The sequence below is a fragment of the Enterococcus sp. ZQ21 genome (assembly GCF_030053755.1).
GTDB lineage: Bacteria > Bacillota > Bacilli > Lactobacillales > Enterococcaceae > Enterococcus_B > Enterococcus_B lactis.
Map to the genome: position 1 here is coordinate 1413588 of NZ_CP125658.1, position 15567 is coordinate 1429154.

Genomic DNA, 15567 nt, shown 5'->3' on the forward strand with positions numbered 1-15567 from the left:
TCAACACCACCCAATTTACTCTTGCTCAATCAATTGTACGAGAATAAGAAACCCTTTTCAATGCAAGGGAAGAAAAGCCGAGGCACTTGGCCTCAGCTCTAGTTTAATACTCTAATTTCCACATATAACGACGCTTTGTCAGTGGATGCTGGCGTACTTCAGCTAATTCTTCTGCATAGACGCGGAATACTGCTGTGATGACGAATGGATTGAAGTAATCAAGAACCTCTTTCGCAATGTGGGCAGACAGTCCCCAATCCAGTGCATCTACGATTTCTATTTTTGCATCGAAACGATTCAAAAAAGTCAGTGCTCGGGCATCCATTTGACGCGTACGACCATCATTCATCAATAAGATAAATGGTACGTCTTTGTCCGTGATTTCAAATGGACCATGGAAAAATTCACCAGAATGGAAAGTACCAGAGTGAATCCATTGCATCTCCATCATTAAACAAATAGAAGTGGAATACGCAACTTCATGAGTCGCTCCTGAACTCATAACATATATCACCTTTTCATTTTTGAAACGTTCGGCGAATTTTTTTGCTTGTAGACGTGCTCCCTTTGCACTTTCTTGCGACAAATCATAAATTTTGTCGAAACCATCCATCATCTTATCGTAGTCTTTATATCCTTCGATCTGATTTAGTAGTTCAACTGCAAGTTCTAAGCAGTAACCTGTTTTTTCTAGTTTTGCTGCGTAATCTTCTGTGAAACGATGATAAATCACATAGTCTGCGTCTTTCGTTAACGGAGAATCTACGCTATGTGTTAAACTAATAACTGTGGCACCTTGTTCTTTCGCTACTGCGTTAGCTTGAACAGTTTCAGGAGTCGTACCTCCCAATGAAGCTGAAATAACTACAGTATGATCGTTGATCGAGCGAGGTGTCGCATAATTGAATTCATTTGCCGTAAAGTGGCTGATACGTAATTTGTTTGCGTTTTGTTCTAAAAAATATTTTGCTGGATATAGATCTGCTTTCGATGCACCACAGCCGACAAATACGATGGACTCCACCTCTTTGTTCGCGATGATTTCTTTGACGATATCTTTTGGACTTAATGTTGAATTCATGTTTGAATTCCTCCTCATACTATTTATTTTTAACCTAAATTAGGTTGGTCCCTTAATTAAAAATCCCGCATAAACTTAGTAAAACACCACCAGCGATACAAATAGTGAGCATCAAACCGGTCCGAACTTTCTTTTGCAACAACCAATACATAAAAAACGTCAGCCCTAAAGGAATCAACTGGGGCATGATATTATCTAAAACATCCTGTAAAACAAACGCCTTGCCGAATCTTAGCGGCGTGGTGATCCCAATCATACTAGCAATCATGGCTCCAATGACCATCAAACCGATAATCGTACAAACATACATCACTTTATCCATCAAACCTTCTTGATACAGTTTCGCTAAATATTTATTCCCAGTATTATAACCAATTTTTCCGCCATAATATGTAACGAAAAAGGACGGAATGAAGGAGATGATAATGGCCAAGATAGGGCCTAAGATACTACCTTGCTGAGCGAGATTGATTCCAAAGCCAAAGGCCAAAACACGTATGGTTCCTTGGAAGAAAGAGTCTCCGATTCCTGACAAAGGGCCCATAAGCGAAGTCTTCAAAGCACTGATGGTTTCCGGATTGAAATTCTCTTGATCTTCGGCATATTGTTCTTCCATAGATGCTGTTAGTCCTAAAACGAATGAACTTGTTTGCGGCGTACAATTGTAGTAAGCCATGTGCCGCTCATAAGCATCGATTTTCTTTTGTTTGTCTTCTGGCTTGTCATAGATTTTATCGATGATTGGTGCGATACCATACATAAATCCCATATTCATTTGTCGTTCGTAATTCCACGAAGCTTGTATTGCCCACGAACGCCAGAAAAATTGCCAATACTTCCAACTATTTTGATCTTTCTTAGTCATAAAAAAACTCCTTTCTATAAATCATCTAAAGGATCAGGTTCGCTTACAGCTGTCCTATTATCTTTACCATTGAATTTGACTTGTGCCATCACAAAGGCCACAATGCAAGCAAAAGCTGCGATACCTGTGATGCTTAATCCGGAGTAAGCTGTGATTAGAAAACCAAGTAATAAAAACGGGATCATTTTTTTCGTCAACATCGTTTGTAACAACAAAGCAAAACCATATGCTGGTAAAATTTTGCTTGCTAAAGTCAGACCATTTGTCAACCATACTGGGATACTGCTCACGATATTTTTCACTAAATCTGTTCCAAAGTAAACAGCTAAAAAGATAGGGATAAAATACATCAGTGAATATAAGACCGTACCATAGATTATGTGGATCCGTCGTGCTCTGCTGAACTTTCCTTCATTGATTAAATTATCTGCCCAATGTGTCAGATTTGAGAGTACCGTCCGCATCAATATTCCAAGCATTTGTCCTAATACAGAGATTGGAATGGCAATAGTCAGAGCAGTTTCAGCATTGGAGCCAGATAGAATAGCAAAAGCTGTAGCAATAATGGACGCCATATTCATATCCGGTGGCGCTGCTGCTCCGATATTTACCAGACCAAGCGACATCAATTCCAGAGAAGCACCAACCAACAAACCTTTTTCCAAGTCACCTAATACTAACCCAACTAACGTACTCACGATTAAAGGCCGTTCAAAATTCATCCTCCCTAGTAGTCTAGAGTCCAAGATGCACATGATTCCGACCAGACCTAAGGCAATCGATTGAAACAACATAACGTAAACTCCTTTCTTTTTAAATCATTGTATTCAAATCCTCTTTTTTGGAGGTTGGAACCTGTTGCATGAACTGTTTGATGCCCATTGATTTTAGTACTTTCGCATCTTCTATCTCATTTTCAGTCAAGAAGATAGCATTACTGAATTGTTTTGATCCTTCTTTTTTTATGATGCCTCCGTAATTGATTTCCTTAACGTTTGAGTAACTTTCGCAAAACTGACGAACATCCTTGGTATTTCCAAAGATCATCATGATGTTTTCACTCAATGCTTCTATTTTAGATATTTTTGTCAAGGTATTTTCAACGGTAAATATATTGAGTTTGATTCCTTGAGGTTTTGATAGTTCTAAAGACATTTTTTTAAATTCATCATTGGCTGCTTCATCATTCACCACCAGAATTCGGTTGATTTGTAAAGATTTACTCCAAGAAAACACCACTTGTCCATGTAACAATCGGTGATCGATACGAATGAACTTGATCATAGATCATCTCCTCCTTCATTTGATTTTTTTAGTAATCGATTGCAATCAATCAATGACTGCCGACTTTCTTCGATAATCAATTCTAAATCTGCAGCAGCAATTGGGTTAACTTGCGTGGCGATTGAAATCACTAAGGGTAGATTCATTCCTGTGATCAAGCGTATTGCTGGCTCTTTCTTTAACAGTCCTATCATTTCATTATTGACACTTCCTCCTAAGATATCTGTGAGAATAAATAGATTTTCTTTTCCTAATTTTGAAACTATACTTTGTATTTGTTGTTCTATCGGCTCATCTTCATCGCGATAAGCCGATAATGCATAAATATTAGTGGCAGGTCCCAAGATCATTTCAGCTGTTTGTTTTAGACCTTGAGATAATGCGCCATGACTAGCTAGAATAATCGTATTCATTTTTATTTCCTCCTCGCTGACAGTTTTATATAAAGCAAATACCGTGCCAACTTCTGTTCAGCCTGTAAAAGCTATAGTTACAACTATTTCCCAACACTTTTATCATTTACTGATAAGTGTTCAATCTATTTTGTAAAAGTGTTGAACTGCTTTTCTACATATATAAAACAAAAATAGCCTCTCGACTGTGGGATAGGAACACAGTTGAGGGGCTGTTTTTGACTCGTTGAAGTCGTTCATACTTTGTGTAATCAGCGCTATTGAAGATCATGCATATGTATTTTATGGATGTATCTCCTCATCCAAATCATCCATGCAGGGTTATGAAAAAAATAAGGATACAGTTACATAAACTGTATCCTTAAAAAATATAACGGTGTAGAGAAATGGTAATTTAGAAATATTCAAAATAATATAGCTTTATTTCTTCAATTATCTAAGTATTTTTGTACTTAAAACTGCCAATTTTCAGGATCTTTTTTCCATTCTTTTAGCAGAGTTAATTCTTGCTCATCGATATAACGATCTTCTAAAGCTGCTTCGATCAATACAGAGTAATTGGTCAACGTCATAAGAGGGATTTCGGCTTTTTCGAAATTTGCTTTTCCTTTTGGCAACTCATACGTAAAGATAGCTGCAACACCAAGGATAGCTGCACCTTCTCTTTTTGCTGCTTCAGCTGCTTCCAAGACGCTACCTCCTGTAGAAATCAGATCCTCGATCACAACCATCTTCTGACCTTCAACTATACGCCCTTCGATTTGGTTGCCTTTCCCATGATCTTTCGCCTTACTTCGAATATAGACCATTGGCAAGTCTAATATTTCCGCTACCCATGCAGCATGAGGAATTCCTGCCGTTGCAGTTCCAGCAATTACTTGTACTTCAGGGAAAGCTTCTTTGATTTTTCTTGCTAAGCCTTTTGCGATCTCTTTTCGGACTTTTGGATAGCTCATCGTGATTCGGTTATCACAGTAAATGGGGCTTTTGATTCCACTTGCCCAAGTAAAAGGATTACTTGGATTTAAAAATACTGCTTCAATCTCTAATAGATCTTTTGCGATACTTTGTTCTACATTCATTTTAGGTTGGCTCCATTCTGTTTGAATCGCTCGGTATGCTTCATAAGGATCAGTTGCCTGTGTGATTGGTCGTCCCACAACGATGAAAGTTGAGCCAATCTCTCTTGCTTGAGAAGGTGTGACTACTCTTGTCTGATCTCCTACGACTGTTCCTTCTGGTCTTATCCCTGGAGTTAAGCAAACAAATTCATCTCCCGCCGTTTCTTTGATCGCTTCTACTTCCCAAGCAGAAGAAACCACACCATCTAATCCTGCTTTTTTGGCACAGTTAGCGTAATGGATCACACTTTTTTCTAAAGGAACTTCGATTAGTTGGTCTGCATGCATCTCCTCTTCACTTGTAGAGGTAAGTTGAGTGATAGCTAGAAGTAGGGGACGTTTCCCACCTTCTGGCGTTCCTTCTTCTAATCCACGCATTGCCGCCTCCATCATGCGAATACCGCCAGCTGCATGAACACATGTGACATCAACACCAAGCTTTGCCAGTCCCCGCATTGCTTTTTCGACCGTATTCGGAATATCGTGAAGTTTCAGATCTAAAAACACATCGTGACCAGCATCTTTTAAATAACGTACGATTTCAGGTCCTTCTTGGTAGAACAATTCCATTCCGATTTTCACAAACAATTTTTCTTCTTCTGGGAAAAAAAGAAGAAAGTCTTCTACTTCTTGCCAAGTTGAAAAATCTAATGCAATGATTGGTCGTTGGTTTAGTTGGTTCATCGTTCACGTTCCTCTCTCACTTCTTTGATTAATCTTTCCAGTGACTCAATACCTAGTTCGTTCATTCGCACTGGGAGCTCTTTGATTAGTTTAGGACAGATATAGGGATCGGTGAAATTCGCAGTCCCTATAGCTACAGCGCTTGCTCCAGCCATAAACATCTCAAGAACATCGTCCACTGTCTGCACGCCGCCCATCCCAATGATTGGAAGATTGGATATACTTGCCACTTGATGAATCAAACGGATAGCGACAGGCTTGATTGCTGGTCCGGATAGTCCACCTGTTTGATTGGCTAAAATTGGTTTTCTTGTCTTAAGGTCAATCCGCATACCAAGTAGTGTATTGATCATTGTAAATCCATCTGCCCCTCCAGCTTCGATTGCCTGAGCGATTGGAACGATGTCTGTCACATTGGGAGATAGTTTGACATAGACAGGAACAGAAGCAACTTTCTTTACTGCTTGTGTTAATTGAAAAGCAACATCAGGATCTGTTCCAAAAGCGATACCGCCATGCTTGACATTTGGACAGGAAATATTCAGCTCGATTGCTTTCACATTTGGCGCTTCGCCGATTTTGCTACAAACTTCTACATAGTCTTCTTCACAAGCACCAGCAACATTTGCGATGATGGGTAACTCATTGTACTCCTCTAATTCTGGAAGAAGTTTATTCATAACAACGTCTAGACCAGGATTTTGTAAACCAATCGCATTCAACATGCCAGATGGTGTTTCCGCCACTCTCGGTGTGGGATTGCCAAAGCGAGCATTTGGAGTCGTTGCCTTGACCATGATCGAACCAAGCTGATTCAAATCATAGTATTTTCCATATTCTTTGCCAAAACCGAAACAGCCGCTTGCTGGCATGATAGGATTTTTTAATTCTAGGCCAGGAAGTTTGACTGCTAAAGGATTCTCATTCATATAATTACCTCTCCTATTTTAAAAATCGGTCCTTCGTCACAAACTTTCACACTTTTTGTTCCTGTTTCATCTTCCGGCGTATGACAAACGCAAGCATAGCAAGCCCCTATCCCACATGCCATGCGGGATTCTAATGATAACTGGACATTTTGATGCGAAGAAAACAGCTGTTCCACTGTCTTCAATAACCCGTTTGAACCACATGCAAAAACTGCTGTAGGTTTCGTCTTCGTTCCTAATAATAAATTACCGACATTTCCGTGCATACCGTATGTGCCATCGTCAGTAGCGATTCTTGTTTCTCCAAGACGATTAAATTCTTTTTCATAATAAACGACTTCATGTGTGGCAAAACCTAAAAAGTGCGTTGGCTTGATCCCTTTTTTGACTAACTGCTTTGATAACTCATACAGAGGCGGGACACCGATTCCTCCACCGATTATAAATACTTCGTCTCCTGTATGAAGATCAGATAAATCAAAGCCATTACCTAAAGGGCCCATAACATCTAAATAGTCTCCGGCAGAAAGAGTAGAGAAAACGCTAGTCCCCTCACCTTCCACCCGATAGATAATACGGCAAGTATTTGTCTCGTGATCGATATGATTCAAGCTAATCGGTCGGCGTAGCAGCAAGTCTGCACGCGGCACGAGGATATGCAAGAACTGTCCTGGTTGCTGCATTTCTTTTACTAGATCACCTTTTAATGTCATTTCAAAAATCTTTGGTGCCAGCTGTTTTTGCTGAACGATTTCCATCATTTCTTGTTTCATCTGTCCCCTCCTGTAACGGATTTTCTTCTTTCGGTCTTAACATGTATACACCGTTAAATAGGGTTGGTTGAAAATGCACGGGATTCCATCACTCGAACGATCGCATCTGCTGTGTCTAAAGAAGTAAACAACGGAATACCATGTTCGACTGCTTCTCTTCGGATAATGAAGCCGTCTTTAGAAGCATTTCCCCGATCTTTATCAATCGTATTGACAACCACTTGTGTTTTACCATCTCGTATTAAGTCGACTACATTTTTTTCTGCTGCTTCCTCAGAAATTTTCGCAACTGTTTCAACAACCAAACCATGTTTTTCGAAATAGGCAGCTGTATGTTTCGTTCCTATCAGACTATAGCCGATTTCTGTAAAACGTTTAGCCAACTCTAGTGCTTCTTCTTTTGTTTCATCCGCAATCGTAAACAATACGGCTCCATATTCAGGCAAGTGTAATCCAGAAGCTTCGAATGCCTTGTACAAAGCTTTGTCTAATTGTCTGTCAGACCCCATTACTTCTCCAGTCGATTTCATTTCAGGCCCTAAGTAAGTATCGACTTTCTGCAATTTAGTAAAAGAAAAGACGGGCGCTTTAACATGGACTTCTTTTGTTTCCTTATAAAGTCCGTTTTCATAACCAAGTGCCTTTAATTTCTCTCCCAAAATAGCTTTCGTCGCAATTTGTGCCATTGGAATTCCTGTCACCTTACTTAAGAATGGAACAGTCCGACTTGCTCGAGGATTGACTTCGATCACATAAACCTCATTTTCATGGATGACGAACTGGATATTCATCATCCCGACACAGTTCAAACCTAATGCTAAACGGATCGTGTAGTCTTCGATCGTTTTCTTGATTGATTCAGATAATGTTTGAGGTGGATACACAGCCATTGAATCCCCTGAATGGACACCGGCACGCTCAATATGTTCCATGATCCCTGGAATGAGTACTGTTTCACCGTCACAAATCGCATCCACTTCGCATTCGCCACCAAGCAAATAGCGGTCCACTAGTACTGGATGTTCTGGAGAAGCTTTCACAGCATGTTCCATGTAGTCTTCTAAATCTCGCTGATTTTCAACGATTTCCATCGCACGCCCGCCTAATACATAGCTTGGACGAACAAGTACTGGATAACCAATTCTCGAAGCGATAACCACGGCTTCTTCTTTACTTGTAGCAGTATCCCCTAAAGGTTGAGGAATATCCAACTCTTTCAGCGCTTGCTCGAATAAATCACGATTTTCCGCACGATCCAAGTCTTCAATCGTTGTCCCTAAGATTTTTACACCAGCAGTAGTCAAAGGTTCGGCTAAGTTGATTGCTGTCTGACCACCGAATTGAACGATTACTCCTATCGGCTGTTCTAGCTCGATCACATTCATCACATCTTCGAAGGTCAATGGCTCAAAATATAATTTATCCGAAATAGAAAAGTCAGTAGAAACTGTTTCCGGATTGCTGTTCATGATGATTGCCTCGTATCCTGCCTGCTGGATTGCTTTGACAGAATGCACAGTCGTATAGTCAAATTCAACTCCTTGTCCGATACGGATAGGACCAGATCCCAGTACTAGAACTGAGGGCTTTTCTGATCGTGAACTTTCATTTTCATATTCATAGGAACTATAAAAATAAGGTGTTTTTGATTCGAATTCCGCTGCACAAGTGTCAACCATTTTATATACAGGAATCAAGTCATTTTCTTTTCTCATCTGGCGAACGGCTTCTTCGCTTATTTCCCACAGCTCCGCCACTTTTTTGTCTGTAAAACCGTTTTGTTTCGCTGTTTTCAATATCCTGTCATCCAACGGCTGCTGTTTCAACTGCTGTTCGATTTCTACGATATGCAACAGTTTATCTAAAAAGAATAAATCGATTTTTGTCAAATCTGCCAATTCTTCTATGGTGTACCCTCGTCTAATAGCTTCAGCTACATAAAACAGGCGATCATCTTGTGCTCGAACCACTTTTTGGATTAGGTCATCGTCCGTGATGTCTGCCAACTCAGGAAGTTCGATATGGTGTGTACCGATTTCTAAAGAACGCACAGCTTTCAATAAAGACTCTTCGATATTCCGACCGATAGCCATCACTTCACCAGTTGCTTTCATCTGCGTACCTAAAAGCCGTTCTCCGTTTTCAAACTTATCAAACGGCCAGCGAGGAATTTTAGCTACAACATAATCTAATGCAGGTTCAAATTCTGCAAAAGTCGTTCCTGTTACAGGATTTTTCATTTCGTCTAATGTTAATCCAAGCGCTATTTTAGCAGCTAGCTTAGCGATCGGATAGCCAGTCGCCTTACTTGCTAACGCCGATGAACGAGAAACACGCGGATTGACTTCAATCACATAATAATTAAAGCTATGTGGATCAAGAGCAAGTTGGACGTTACAGCCTCCTTCGATCTTAAGTGCTCGAATAATCGAAAGAGAAGCATCACGAAGCATTTGATATTCATGGTCAGACAATGTCTGGCTAGGAGCAAACACGATAGAATCACCTGTATGGATACCCACTGGGTCAAAATTTTCCATGTTGCAGACAACGATTGCATTATCAGCCGAATCTCTCATCACTTCATATTCAATTTCTTTAAAACCCGCAATACTTCGTTCAATTAAACATTGGGTAGCTGGGGAAAGACTTAATCCATTTTCTGAGACTATTCGTAATTCTTCTTCATTTTCACACATGCCTCCACCAGTCCCGCCTAAAGTAAAGGCTGGACGAACGATGACGGGATAGCCGATTTTATTTGCAAACGCTACAGCTTCTTCTACTGTATTGACGATTTCAGACTCGGGGATTGGCTGATTCAATTCTTTCATCAACTGTTTGAATAAATCACGGTCTTCTGCTTGATCGATCGCAGAAAGCTTCGTTCCTAGAAGTTCTATGTTCAATTCTTCTAAAATACCTGATGCTGCCAGCTCCATTGCCATATTGAGGCCTGTCTGTCCGCCTAAAGTTGGAAGGAGAGCATCTGGACGCTCTTTTCGAAGAATCCTTGATACAAATTCAAGTGTGATCGGTTCGATATATACTTGATCTGCCACTTCTTTGTCCGTCATGATCGTCGCAGGATTAGAATTTACTAAAACCACTTCATATCCCTCTTCTTTTAAAGCAAGGCAAGCTTGTGTTCCTGCGTAGTCAAATTCTGCGGCTTGACCAATGATGATCGGACCAGATCCAATCACCATAATTTTCTTGATATCTGTACGTTTCGGCATCTGTTTACTGCTCCTTTCCTGCATCCATCATTTCCATAAATTCATCAAATAAATGTAGTGCATCGTGCGGACCAGGAGCAGCATCTGGATGAAACTGCACACTGAAAGCGGGATAATCTCTGTGTTTGACTCCTTCTACTGTTCCGTCATTTACTTCTACATGGGTTACGATGAGTTTTTCTGGATCAATCGTGGCTTCATCGACTGCATAGCCATGATTTTGAGAAGTAAAATCAATTCTTCCGGTCGCTACTTCTCGTACCGGGTGATTTAATCCTCGATGTCCGAATTTCATTTTATAGGTATCTGCACCGTTGGCTAAAGCAAATAACTGGTGACCAAGACAAATACCAAAAATCGGTACTTTTCCTTGGATTTTTTTGATCATTTCGATTGCTTCTGGCACATCTTTTGGATCACCAGGTCCATTCGTCAGCATGACTCCGTCTGGTGATAACGCTAAAATCGTCTCGGCATCTGTGTTATAGGGAAGTACTGTGAGGTTACAGTTTCTTTTACTCAATTCTCGTAAAATACTATGTTTCAAGCCGAAGTCAATGACGATAACTTTCCGTCCTGTTCCTGGACTTGGATAAGGTTTGTTAGTGGAAACTTGCTGCACTTGATTGGTTGCTAGAACGGTTGCTTTCAGCTGATCAAATGCATGTTCGAAGGAATCTCCAGCATCAACGATACTTGCTTTCATCGTTCCGGCTTCACGGATTTTACGAGTAAGGGCGCGCGTATCGATACCTGATATTCCAGGAATCCCTTTTTGTTTCAAAAATGAATCTAGCGTCATTTGGTTTCGCCAGTTTGAAGCTACACGCGCGTGCTCTTTTACTACTACTCCTTTGCATGTTGGAGAAATCGATTCATAATCATCTCTATTTACCCCATAATTGCCCACCATAGGATAGGTAAATGTAATGATTTGACCGTTGAAACTTTGATCGGTGATGGTTTCTTGATAACCAGTCATACTTGTTGTAAAAACGATTTCTCCGAAGACATTTGCATCCGCGCCAAAAGCTTTTCCTTCGAAAACTGTTCCATCTTCTAATATAAGCAAACGTTCCATATTTTTATTCTCCCTTCTGCCACACAAGTTTTCCGTTGACAAAAGTCATTTGTGTTTCACCTTTTACTTTCCAGCCGATAAAAGGTGTATTTTCCCCTTTTGATAAAAAGTCTTCTTTATCGATCGTGCAAGTTTTTGTAATATCAAAAATTGCTACATCAGCGGGTGCGCCGACTGTCAGCGTTCCTGCATTCAAACCAAAAATCTCAGCCGGTTTAACTGCCAGCCAATTGATTACTTGTTCCAATGTGAATTGTCCAGTTTCTACAAAATGAGTGTAGATCAGTTGGAATGCTGTTTCGCTTCCTACTATGCCAAATGGCGATTTCATGAAGCTTTGGCTTTTTTCTTCTAATCCATGTGGGGCATGATCTGTAGCGATACAATCGATCGTGCCGTCAAGCAAACCTTCGATCAAGGCTTCCCTGTCCTTCCGTCCTCTTAGCGGTGGATTCATTTTCCAAAAGCCGAAATCTTCGGGAATATCTTCATCGATCAAAATAAGATGATGGGGCGAAACTTCCGCTGTTACGTGGATTCCTGCTTTTTTTGCGTCTCTGATTACTCGGACACTCTCTTTAGTAGATACGTGGCACACATGGTAATGAACACCAGTTGCTTCAGCTAGCAACAGATCTCTGGCGATTTGAGAAGACTCGGTTACACTTAAGATCCCGGGAAGACCCAGTTCTTCTGCCTTCTTGCCAGCATGCATAACACCGCCAAATAATAAAGATTCGTCTTCTGTATGGGCTACTAGTGCTTTATTGTTTTTCGCAGCTTCTTTCATAGCCAGATACATCGTTCCAGCCGTTTGGACACCTACACCGTCATTTGTGAAAGCAAAAGCACCTTCTTCAATCAGTGCTTCTTGATCAACTAATTTCTCACTTCGCAGATTTTCTGTGATTGGCGCATACTGTAATACCTTCACAACTGCATCTTTTCTAATGATGTCATATACTTGTTTCAGCTTTTCTGCCGTATCAGGTACAGGATTTAAATTCGGCATCGCGCATACAGTAGTAAAACCACCACGTGCAGCTGAGCGAGTTCCAGCTTCGATCGTCTCCTTGTATGTAAATCCTGGCTCTCTCAAATGGACATGGACGTCCACTAAACCAGGTGTGATCAATTGTCCCTTTGCATCAAACACTTCATCAAATTCGGCTTCTGAGAATCCTGTACCGATTGCTTTGATTCGCCCATCTTCTATCCAAATTTCTGCTGGTGTCGTCATATTTTTTCGTGTATTGATCTGACCGTTTTTAATGAGTGTTTTCATTTTTCCATCCTCCTATAATTACGCTTTTCCATTTAGCACTGCTTCTAAGATTGCCATTCTGACAAAGACACCATTGCTCATTTGTTGAACGATTCGTGACTGTAATCCTTCCACTAATGAATCAGCTAATTCCACATCGCGGTTAACTGGTGCTGGGTGCATAATGATTGCATGTTTTTGCAGCTTCTTCGCACGTTCAACTGTTAAACCATATTCCTGATGGTAGCCTTCTTTTGAGAAGCTTTCTTTTCCATCATGGCGTTCGTGTTGCACTCGAAGCATCATCATGACATCAACTTGATCTAGTAGTTCGTCCAATGGCATATAATGTCCGTATACTTCGAATTCATCGTCGTACCATTCTCTAGGACCTGAGAAGAATACTTGTGCACCTAAGCGTTTCAACATCTGCATATTGGATTTCGCTACCCGAGAGTGGGTGATGTCCCCTACAATGGCAACTTTCAGTCCTTCAAAGTGTCCAAATTCTTCATAAATGGTCATCAAATCAAGCAAGCATTGGGTTGGATGCTGTCCGCTTCCGTCTCCCCCATTAATAATCGAGCACTGGATGGTTTTGCTTTGTATCAGTTCGTCATAATAGTTTTCATCACCATGACGGATGACCGCTACATCTACACCTAATGCAGACATCGTCAGTACTGTATCGTATAACGTTTCTCCTTTTTGGACAGAGCTTGTACTTGCTTCAAATTCAATCACTTCAAGCCCTAGTTTTTTCTCCGCTACATCAAAACTTTTATGTGTGCGGGTACTATTTTCGAAAAAGAGGTTTGTAGCAAAGTACTGGCGCTTTTGCGGAGTCCAATTAGCCCCTTGCTTGAATTCTTGCCCTCTGCGAATCAAGCCCATAACTTCTTGGTCAGTAAGTGCCTCAACGGTCAATAAATGCTTTAAACTGATACGTTCTGATTTGATGATCATAATGTTTCCTCCTTAGTTTTCTTCGCTTCGTGAAGTTTCTGGTAAGATAAGATTTAAAACGATGCCAAGTACAGTTGCTAACGCCATTGCCGACAATGTAAATGTGCCTACTTCAAAGACAAGTCCGCCAATTCCTACTACTAGTATAACTGAAGCAATCAACAGATTTTTCTTTTTGTCAAAATCGATTTTGTTCTCGATCAAAATCTTCATTCCGCTTGCTGCAATGACACCAAACAAGATAAAACTGATTCCTGAGATGACTGGTCCAGGGATACTTAAAATCAAAGCGCTTAATTTTCCTACGAATCCCAAAACGACTGCAAAAACTGCAGCTCCCCCAATCACAAACACGCTATGGACGCGTGTGATAGCCAGAACACCAATGTTTTCGCCGTAACTTGTTACAGGAGGTCCACCAACGAAGGCTGCTACGATTTGTGCTAAGCCATCACCTGTCAACGTCTTATGAAGACCCGGTTCTTCAAAGAAATTACGTTTAGTTAGTTTATTCAATACCATAAGATGGCCGATATGCTCTGTCATCGTCACAAAAGCGATGGGCGCCATTGTTGTGATTGCTCCAAGATATAGCTTTGGTTCATATTGTAAAAATGGAATCTCAAAGTTAGGAACAGCAAACCAGGCAGCGTCTACGATTGGCTTAGTATCCACGATTCCAAACAGCAAGGCTACGATGTACCCGCTAATAATACCTAGTAAAATCGGAATCAATCCGAGAAAACCTCTTAGCCACATGTTGAAGAAGATGGTCAATCCTAATGTGATCAGTGCTACGGCAATATACTTGAAATCATATGTGCCTTGATTATACATAGCATTTGTTGCTGCATTTGCCGCAAGTCCCAACCCGATAACCATGATGACTGGGCCGACGACGATCGGAGGCAAGATTTTATCTAGCCATGCTGAACCGATCTTTTTGATGATCAGCGCAACAATCAAGTAGACTAATCCAGTTGTGACTGCTCCTTGTGCAATCGCTGGATAACCATCTGTTTTCATCAAAAGCTGCATCGCTGCAATGAAAGCGAAGCTGCTTCCTAAGTACGCAGGTATCTTTCCTTTAGTAGTAAATAAGTACACCAATGTACCTAGTCCTGAACTGACTAGTGCGATACCTGGATCGATCCCTACTAAGATAGGTACTAACACGGTTGCTCCGAACATCGTGAACAAGTGTTGTAAACTTAATCCAACCCAATGTCCTGGGGTTGGGCGATCGTGGATATCTAACACCACGTCATCATTATGAAATCCTTTTTTCTCCGACATGTTTCTCTCTCCTCTAATCTTCCTCTTTCAAAATCATGATGCGATCTTGTCCATCAAGCTCTTGCATCTCTACTAAAATCTCTTCCGCCCGAGATGTTGGAATGTTCTTCCCAACATAATCTGCACGGATTGGCAATTCTCGATGCCCACGATCTACTAGGACTGCTAATGAAATTTTTCTTGGTCTGCCAAAATCCATTACTGCGTCCATTGCTGCTCGAATCGTTCGTCCTGTATACAAAACATCATCAATCAAAATAACTTCTTTTCCTTCTAAGGAAACTGGGATGTCAGAAGAATGAAGTTCCGGTTCTTCTGGATTTTCTTTTTTGTCATCTCGGTATAAAGTGATATCTAGTTCTCCTACAGGAATATCGATATCTTCTAGCTGCTTCAGGCGTTCAGCGATTCTTGATGCAATGTAGATCCCTCGTGTTTTGATACCTACCAATACGATATCTTGGATACTATGGTTTCTCTCGATAATCTCATAAGTAATTCGAGTCAATGCTCGCTTCATCGTTACCTGATCTACTACTTCTTTTGCTTGCATTTTCATTCCCCCTACTTT

14 protein-coding genes and 1 pseudogene are annotated in these 15567 nt (G+C 40.7%); all 15 read right to left on the reverse strand.

Annotated elements, in window-relative coordinates:
• Positions 1-103: 103 nt before the first annotated feature.
• The 15 genes and pseudogenes from QK255_RS06830 to pyrR all read right to left on the reverse strand — a co-directional run bounded on the left by QK255_RS06830 (position 104) and on the right by pyrR (position 15549).
• Complete coding sequence (locus QK255_RS06830) at positions 104-1081, reverse strand: SIS domain-containing protein (protein WP_002313783.1); 978 nt, start codon at positions 1079-1081, stop codon at positions 104-106.
• A 52-nt stretch (positions 1082-1133) separates the two neighbouring features.
• Positions 1134-1946, reverse strand: a complete 813-nt coding sequence (locus QK255_RS06835) for a PTS system mannose/fructose/sorbose family transporter subunit IID (protein ID WP_002309306.1) — start codon at positions 1944-1946, stop codon at positions 1134-1136.
• A gap of 14 nt (positions 1947-1960) precedes the next feature.
• A complete protein-coding gene (locus QK255_RS06840; RefSeq protein WP_002313784.1) occupies positions 1961-2740 on the reverse strand; it encodes a PTS mannose/fructose/sorbose/N-acetylgalactosamine transporter subunit IIC in 780 nt (259 codons plus the stop codon).
• A 19-nt stretch (positions 2741-2759) separates the two neighbouring features.
• Positions 2760-3230: a PTS sugar transporter subunit IIB gene (locus QK255_RS06845; RefSeq protein WP_002309310.1), complete on the reverse strand. Its 471-nt coding sequence runs from the start codon at positions 3228-3230 to the stop codon at positions 2760-2762.
• The gene (locus QK255_RS06850; RefSeq protein ID WP_002309312.1) at positions 3227-3643 is read right to left on the reverse strand and encodes a PTS sugar transporter subunit IIA; all 417 of its coding nucleotides are present in this window, start codon (positions 3641-3643) and stop codon (positions 3227-3229) included. Before QK255_RS06850 ends, QK255_RS06845 begins: the two co-directional genes overlap by 4 nt.
• 452 nt (positions 3644-4095) lie before the next feature.
• The gene (gene pyrE / locus QK255_RS06855) at positions 4096-4725 is read right to left on the reverse strand and encodes an orotate phosphoribosyltransferase (RefSeq protein ID WP_029680876.1); all 630 of its coding nucleotides are present in this window, start codon (positions 4723-4725) and stop codon (positions 4096-4098) included.
• Between the two features lie 9 nt (positions 4726-4734).
• Positions 4735-5448, reverse strand: a pseudogene (gene pyrF, locus QK255_RS06860) (orotidine-5'-phosphate decarboxylase); the annotation flags it as partial.
• The gene (locus tag QK255_RS06865; protein ID WP_002309316.1) at positions 5445-6377 is read right to left on the reverse strand and encodes a dihydroorotate dehydrogenase; all 933 of its coding nucleotides are present in this window, start codon (positions 6375-6377) and stop codon (positions 5445-5447) included. The gene QK255_RS06865 and the pseudogene pyrF, both read right to left, overlap by 4 nt.
• Positions 6374-7150: a dihydroorotate dehydrogenase electron transfer subunit gene (locus tag QK255_RS06870; RefSeq protein WP_002309317.1), complete on the reverse strand. Its 777-nt coding sequence runs from the start codon at positions 7148-7150 to the stop codon at positions 6374-6376. Before QK255_RS06870 ends, QK255_RS06865 begins: the two co-directional genes overlap by 4 nt.
• Before the next feature lie 53 nt (positions 7151-7203).
• Entirely contained in the window at positions 7204-10389 is a 3186-nt protein-coding gene (gene carB, locus QK255_RS06875) for a carbamoyl-phosphate synthase large subunit (RefSeq protein ID WP_002342215.1), read from the reverse strand.
• Positions 10390-10393: 4 nt separating this feature from the next.
• A complete protein-coding gene (locus tag QK255_RS06880; protein WP_002329184.1) occupies positions 10394-11470 on the reverse strand; it encodes a carbamoyl phosphate synthase small subunit in 1077 nt (358 codons plus the stop codon).
• A 4-nt stretch (positions 11471-11474) separates the two neighbouring features.
• A complete protein-coding gene (gene pyrC / locus QK255_RS06885; RefSeq protein WP_002329183.1) occupies positions 11475-12755 on the reverse strand; it encodes a dihydroorotase in 1281 nt (426 codons plus the stop codon).
• A gap of 18 nt (positions 12756-12773) precedes the next feature.
• Positions 12774-13700, reverse strand: a complete 927-nt coding sequence (locus QK255_RS06890) for an aspartate carbamoyltransferase catalytic subunit (RefSeq protein WP_002309323.1) — start codon at positions 13698-13700, stop codon at positions 12774-12776.
• A gap of 12 nt (positions 13701-13712) precedes the next feature.
• Positions 13713-14996, reverse strand: coding sequence for a solute carrier family 23 protein (locus QK255_RS06895; RefSeq protein WP_002309324.1), 1284 nt, complete (start codon positions 14994-14996; stop codon positions 13713-13715).
• Positions 14997-15009: 13 nt separating this feature from the next.
• The gene (pyrR, locus tag QK255_RS06900) at positions 15010-15549 is read right to left on the reverse strand and encodes a bifunctional pyr operon transcriptional regulator/uracil phosphoribosyltransferase PyrR (RefSeq protein WP_002295862.1); all 540 of its coding nucleotides are present in this window, start codon (positions 15547-15549) and stop codon (positions 15010-15012) included.
• Positions 15550-15567: the final 18 nt, after the last annotated feature.

Bases quoted from the DNA above. Each gene is read 5' to 3' on its own strand.
- QK255_RS06840 (WP_002313784.1), bottom strand. From the start codon at position 2,740: ATGTTGTTTCAATCGATTGCCTTAGGTCTGGTCGGAATCATGTGCATC.
- QK255_RS06880 (WP_002329184.1), bottom strand. From the start codon at position 11,470: ATGGAACGTTTGCTTATATTAGAAGATGGAACAGTTTTCGAAGGAAAA.
- QK255_RS06850 (WP_002309312.1), bottom strand. From the start codon at position 3,643: ATGAATACGATTATTCTAGCTAGTCATGGCGCATTATCTCAAGGTCTA.
- QK255_RS06830 (WP_002313783.1), bottom strand. From the start codon at position 1,081: ATGAATTCAACATTAAGTCCAAAAGATATCGTCAAAGAAATCATCGCG.
- QK255_RS06890 (WP_002309323.1), bottom strand. From the start codon at position 13,700: ATGATCATCAAATCAGAACGTATCAGTTTAAAGCATTTATTGACCGTT.
- QK255_RS06895 (WP_002309324.1), bottom strand. From the start codon at position 14,996: ATGTCGGAGAAAAAAGGATTTCATAATGATGACGTGGTGTTAGATATC.
- pyrR (WP_002295862.1), bottom strand. From the start codon at position 15,549: ATGCAAGCAAAAGAAGTAGTAGATCAGGTAACGATGAAGCGAGCATTG.
- QK255_RS06870 (WP_002309317.1), bottom strand. From the start codon at position 7,150: ATGAAACAAGAAATGATGGAAATCGTTCAGCAAAAACAGCTGGCACCA.
- pyrE (WP_029680876.1), bottom strand. From the start codon at position 4,725: ATGAATGTAGAACAAAGTATCGCAAAAGATCTATTAGAGATTGAAGCA.
- QK255_RS06865 (WP_002309316.1), bottom strand. From the start codon at position 6,377: ATGAATGAGAATCCTTTAGCAGTCAAACTTCCTGGCCTAGAATTAAAA.
- pyrC (WP_002329183.1), bottom strand. From the start codon at position 12,755: ATGAAAACACTCATTAAAAACGGTCAGATCAATACACGAAAAAATATG.
- QK255_RS06835 (WP_002309306.1), bottom strand. From the start codon at position 1,946: ATGACTAAGAAAGATCAAAATAGTTGGAAGTATTGGCAATTTTTCTGG.
- carB (WP_002342215.1), bottom strand. From the start codon at position 10,389: ATGCCGAAACGTACAGATATCAAGAAAATTATGGTGATTGGATCTGGT.
- QK255_RS06845 (WP_002309310.1), bottom strand. From the start codon at position 3,230: ATGATCAAGTTCATTCGTATCGATCACCGATTGTTACATGGACAAGTG.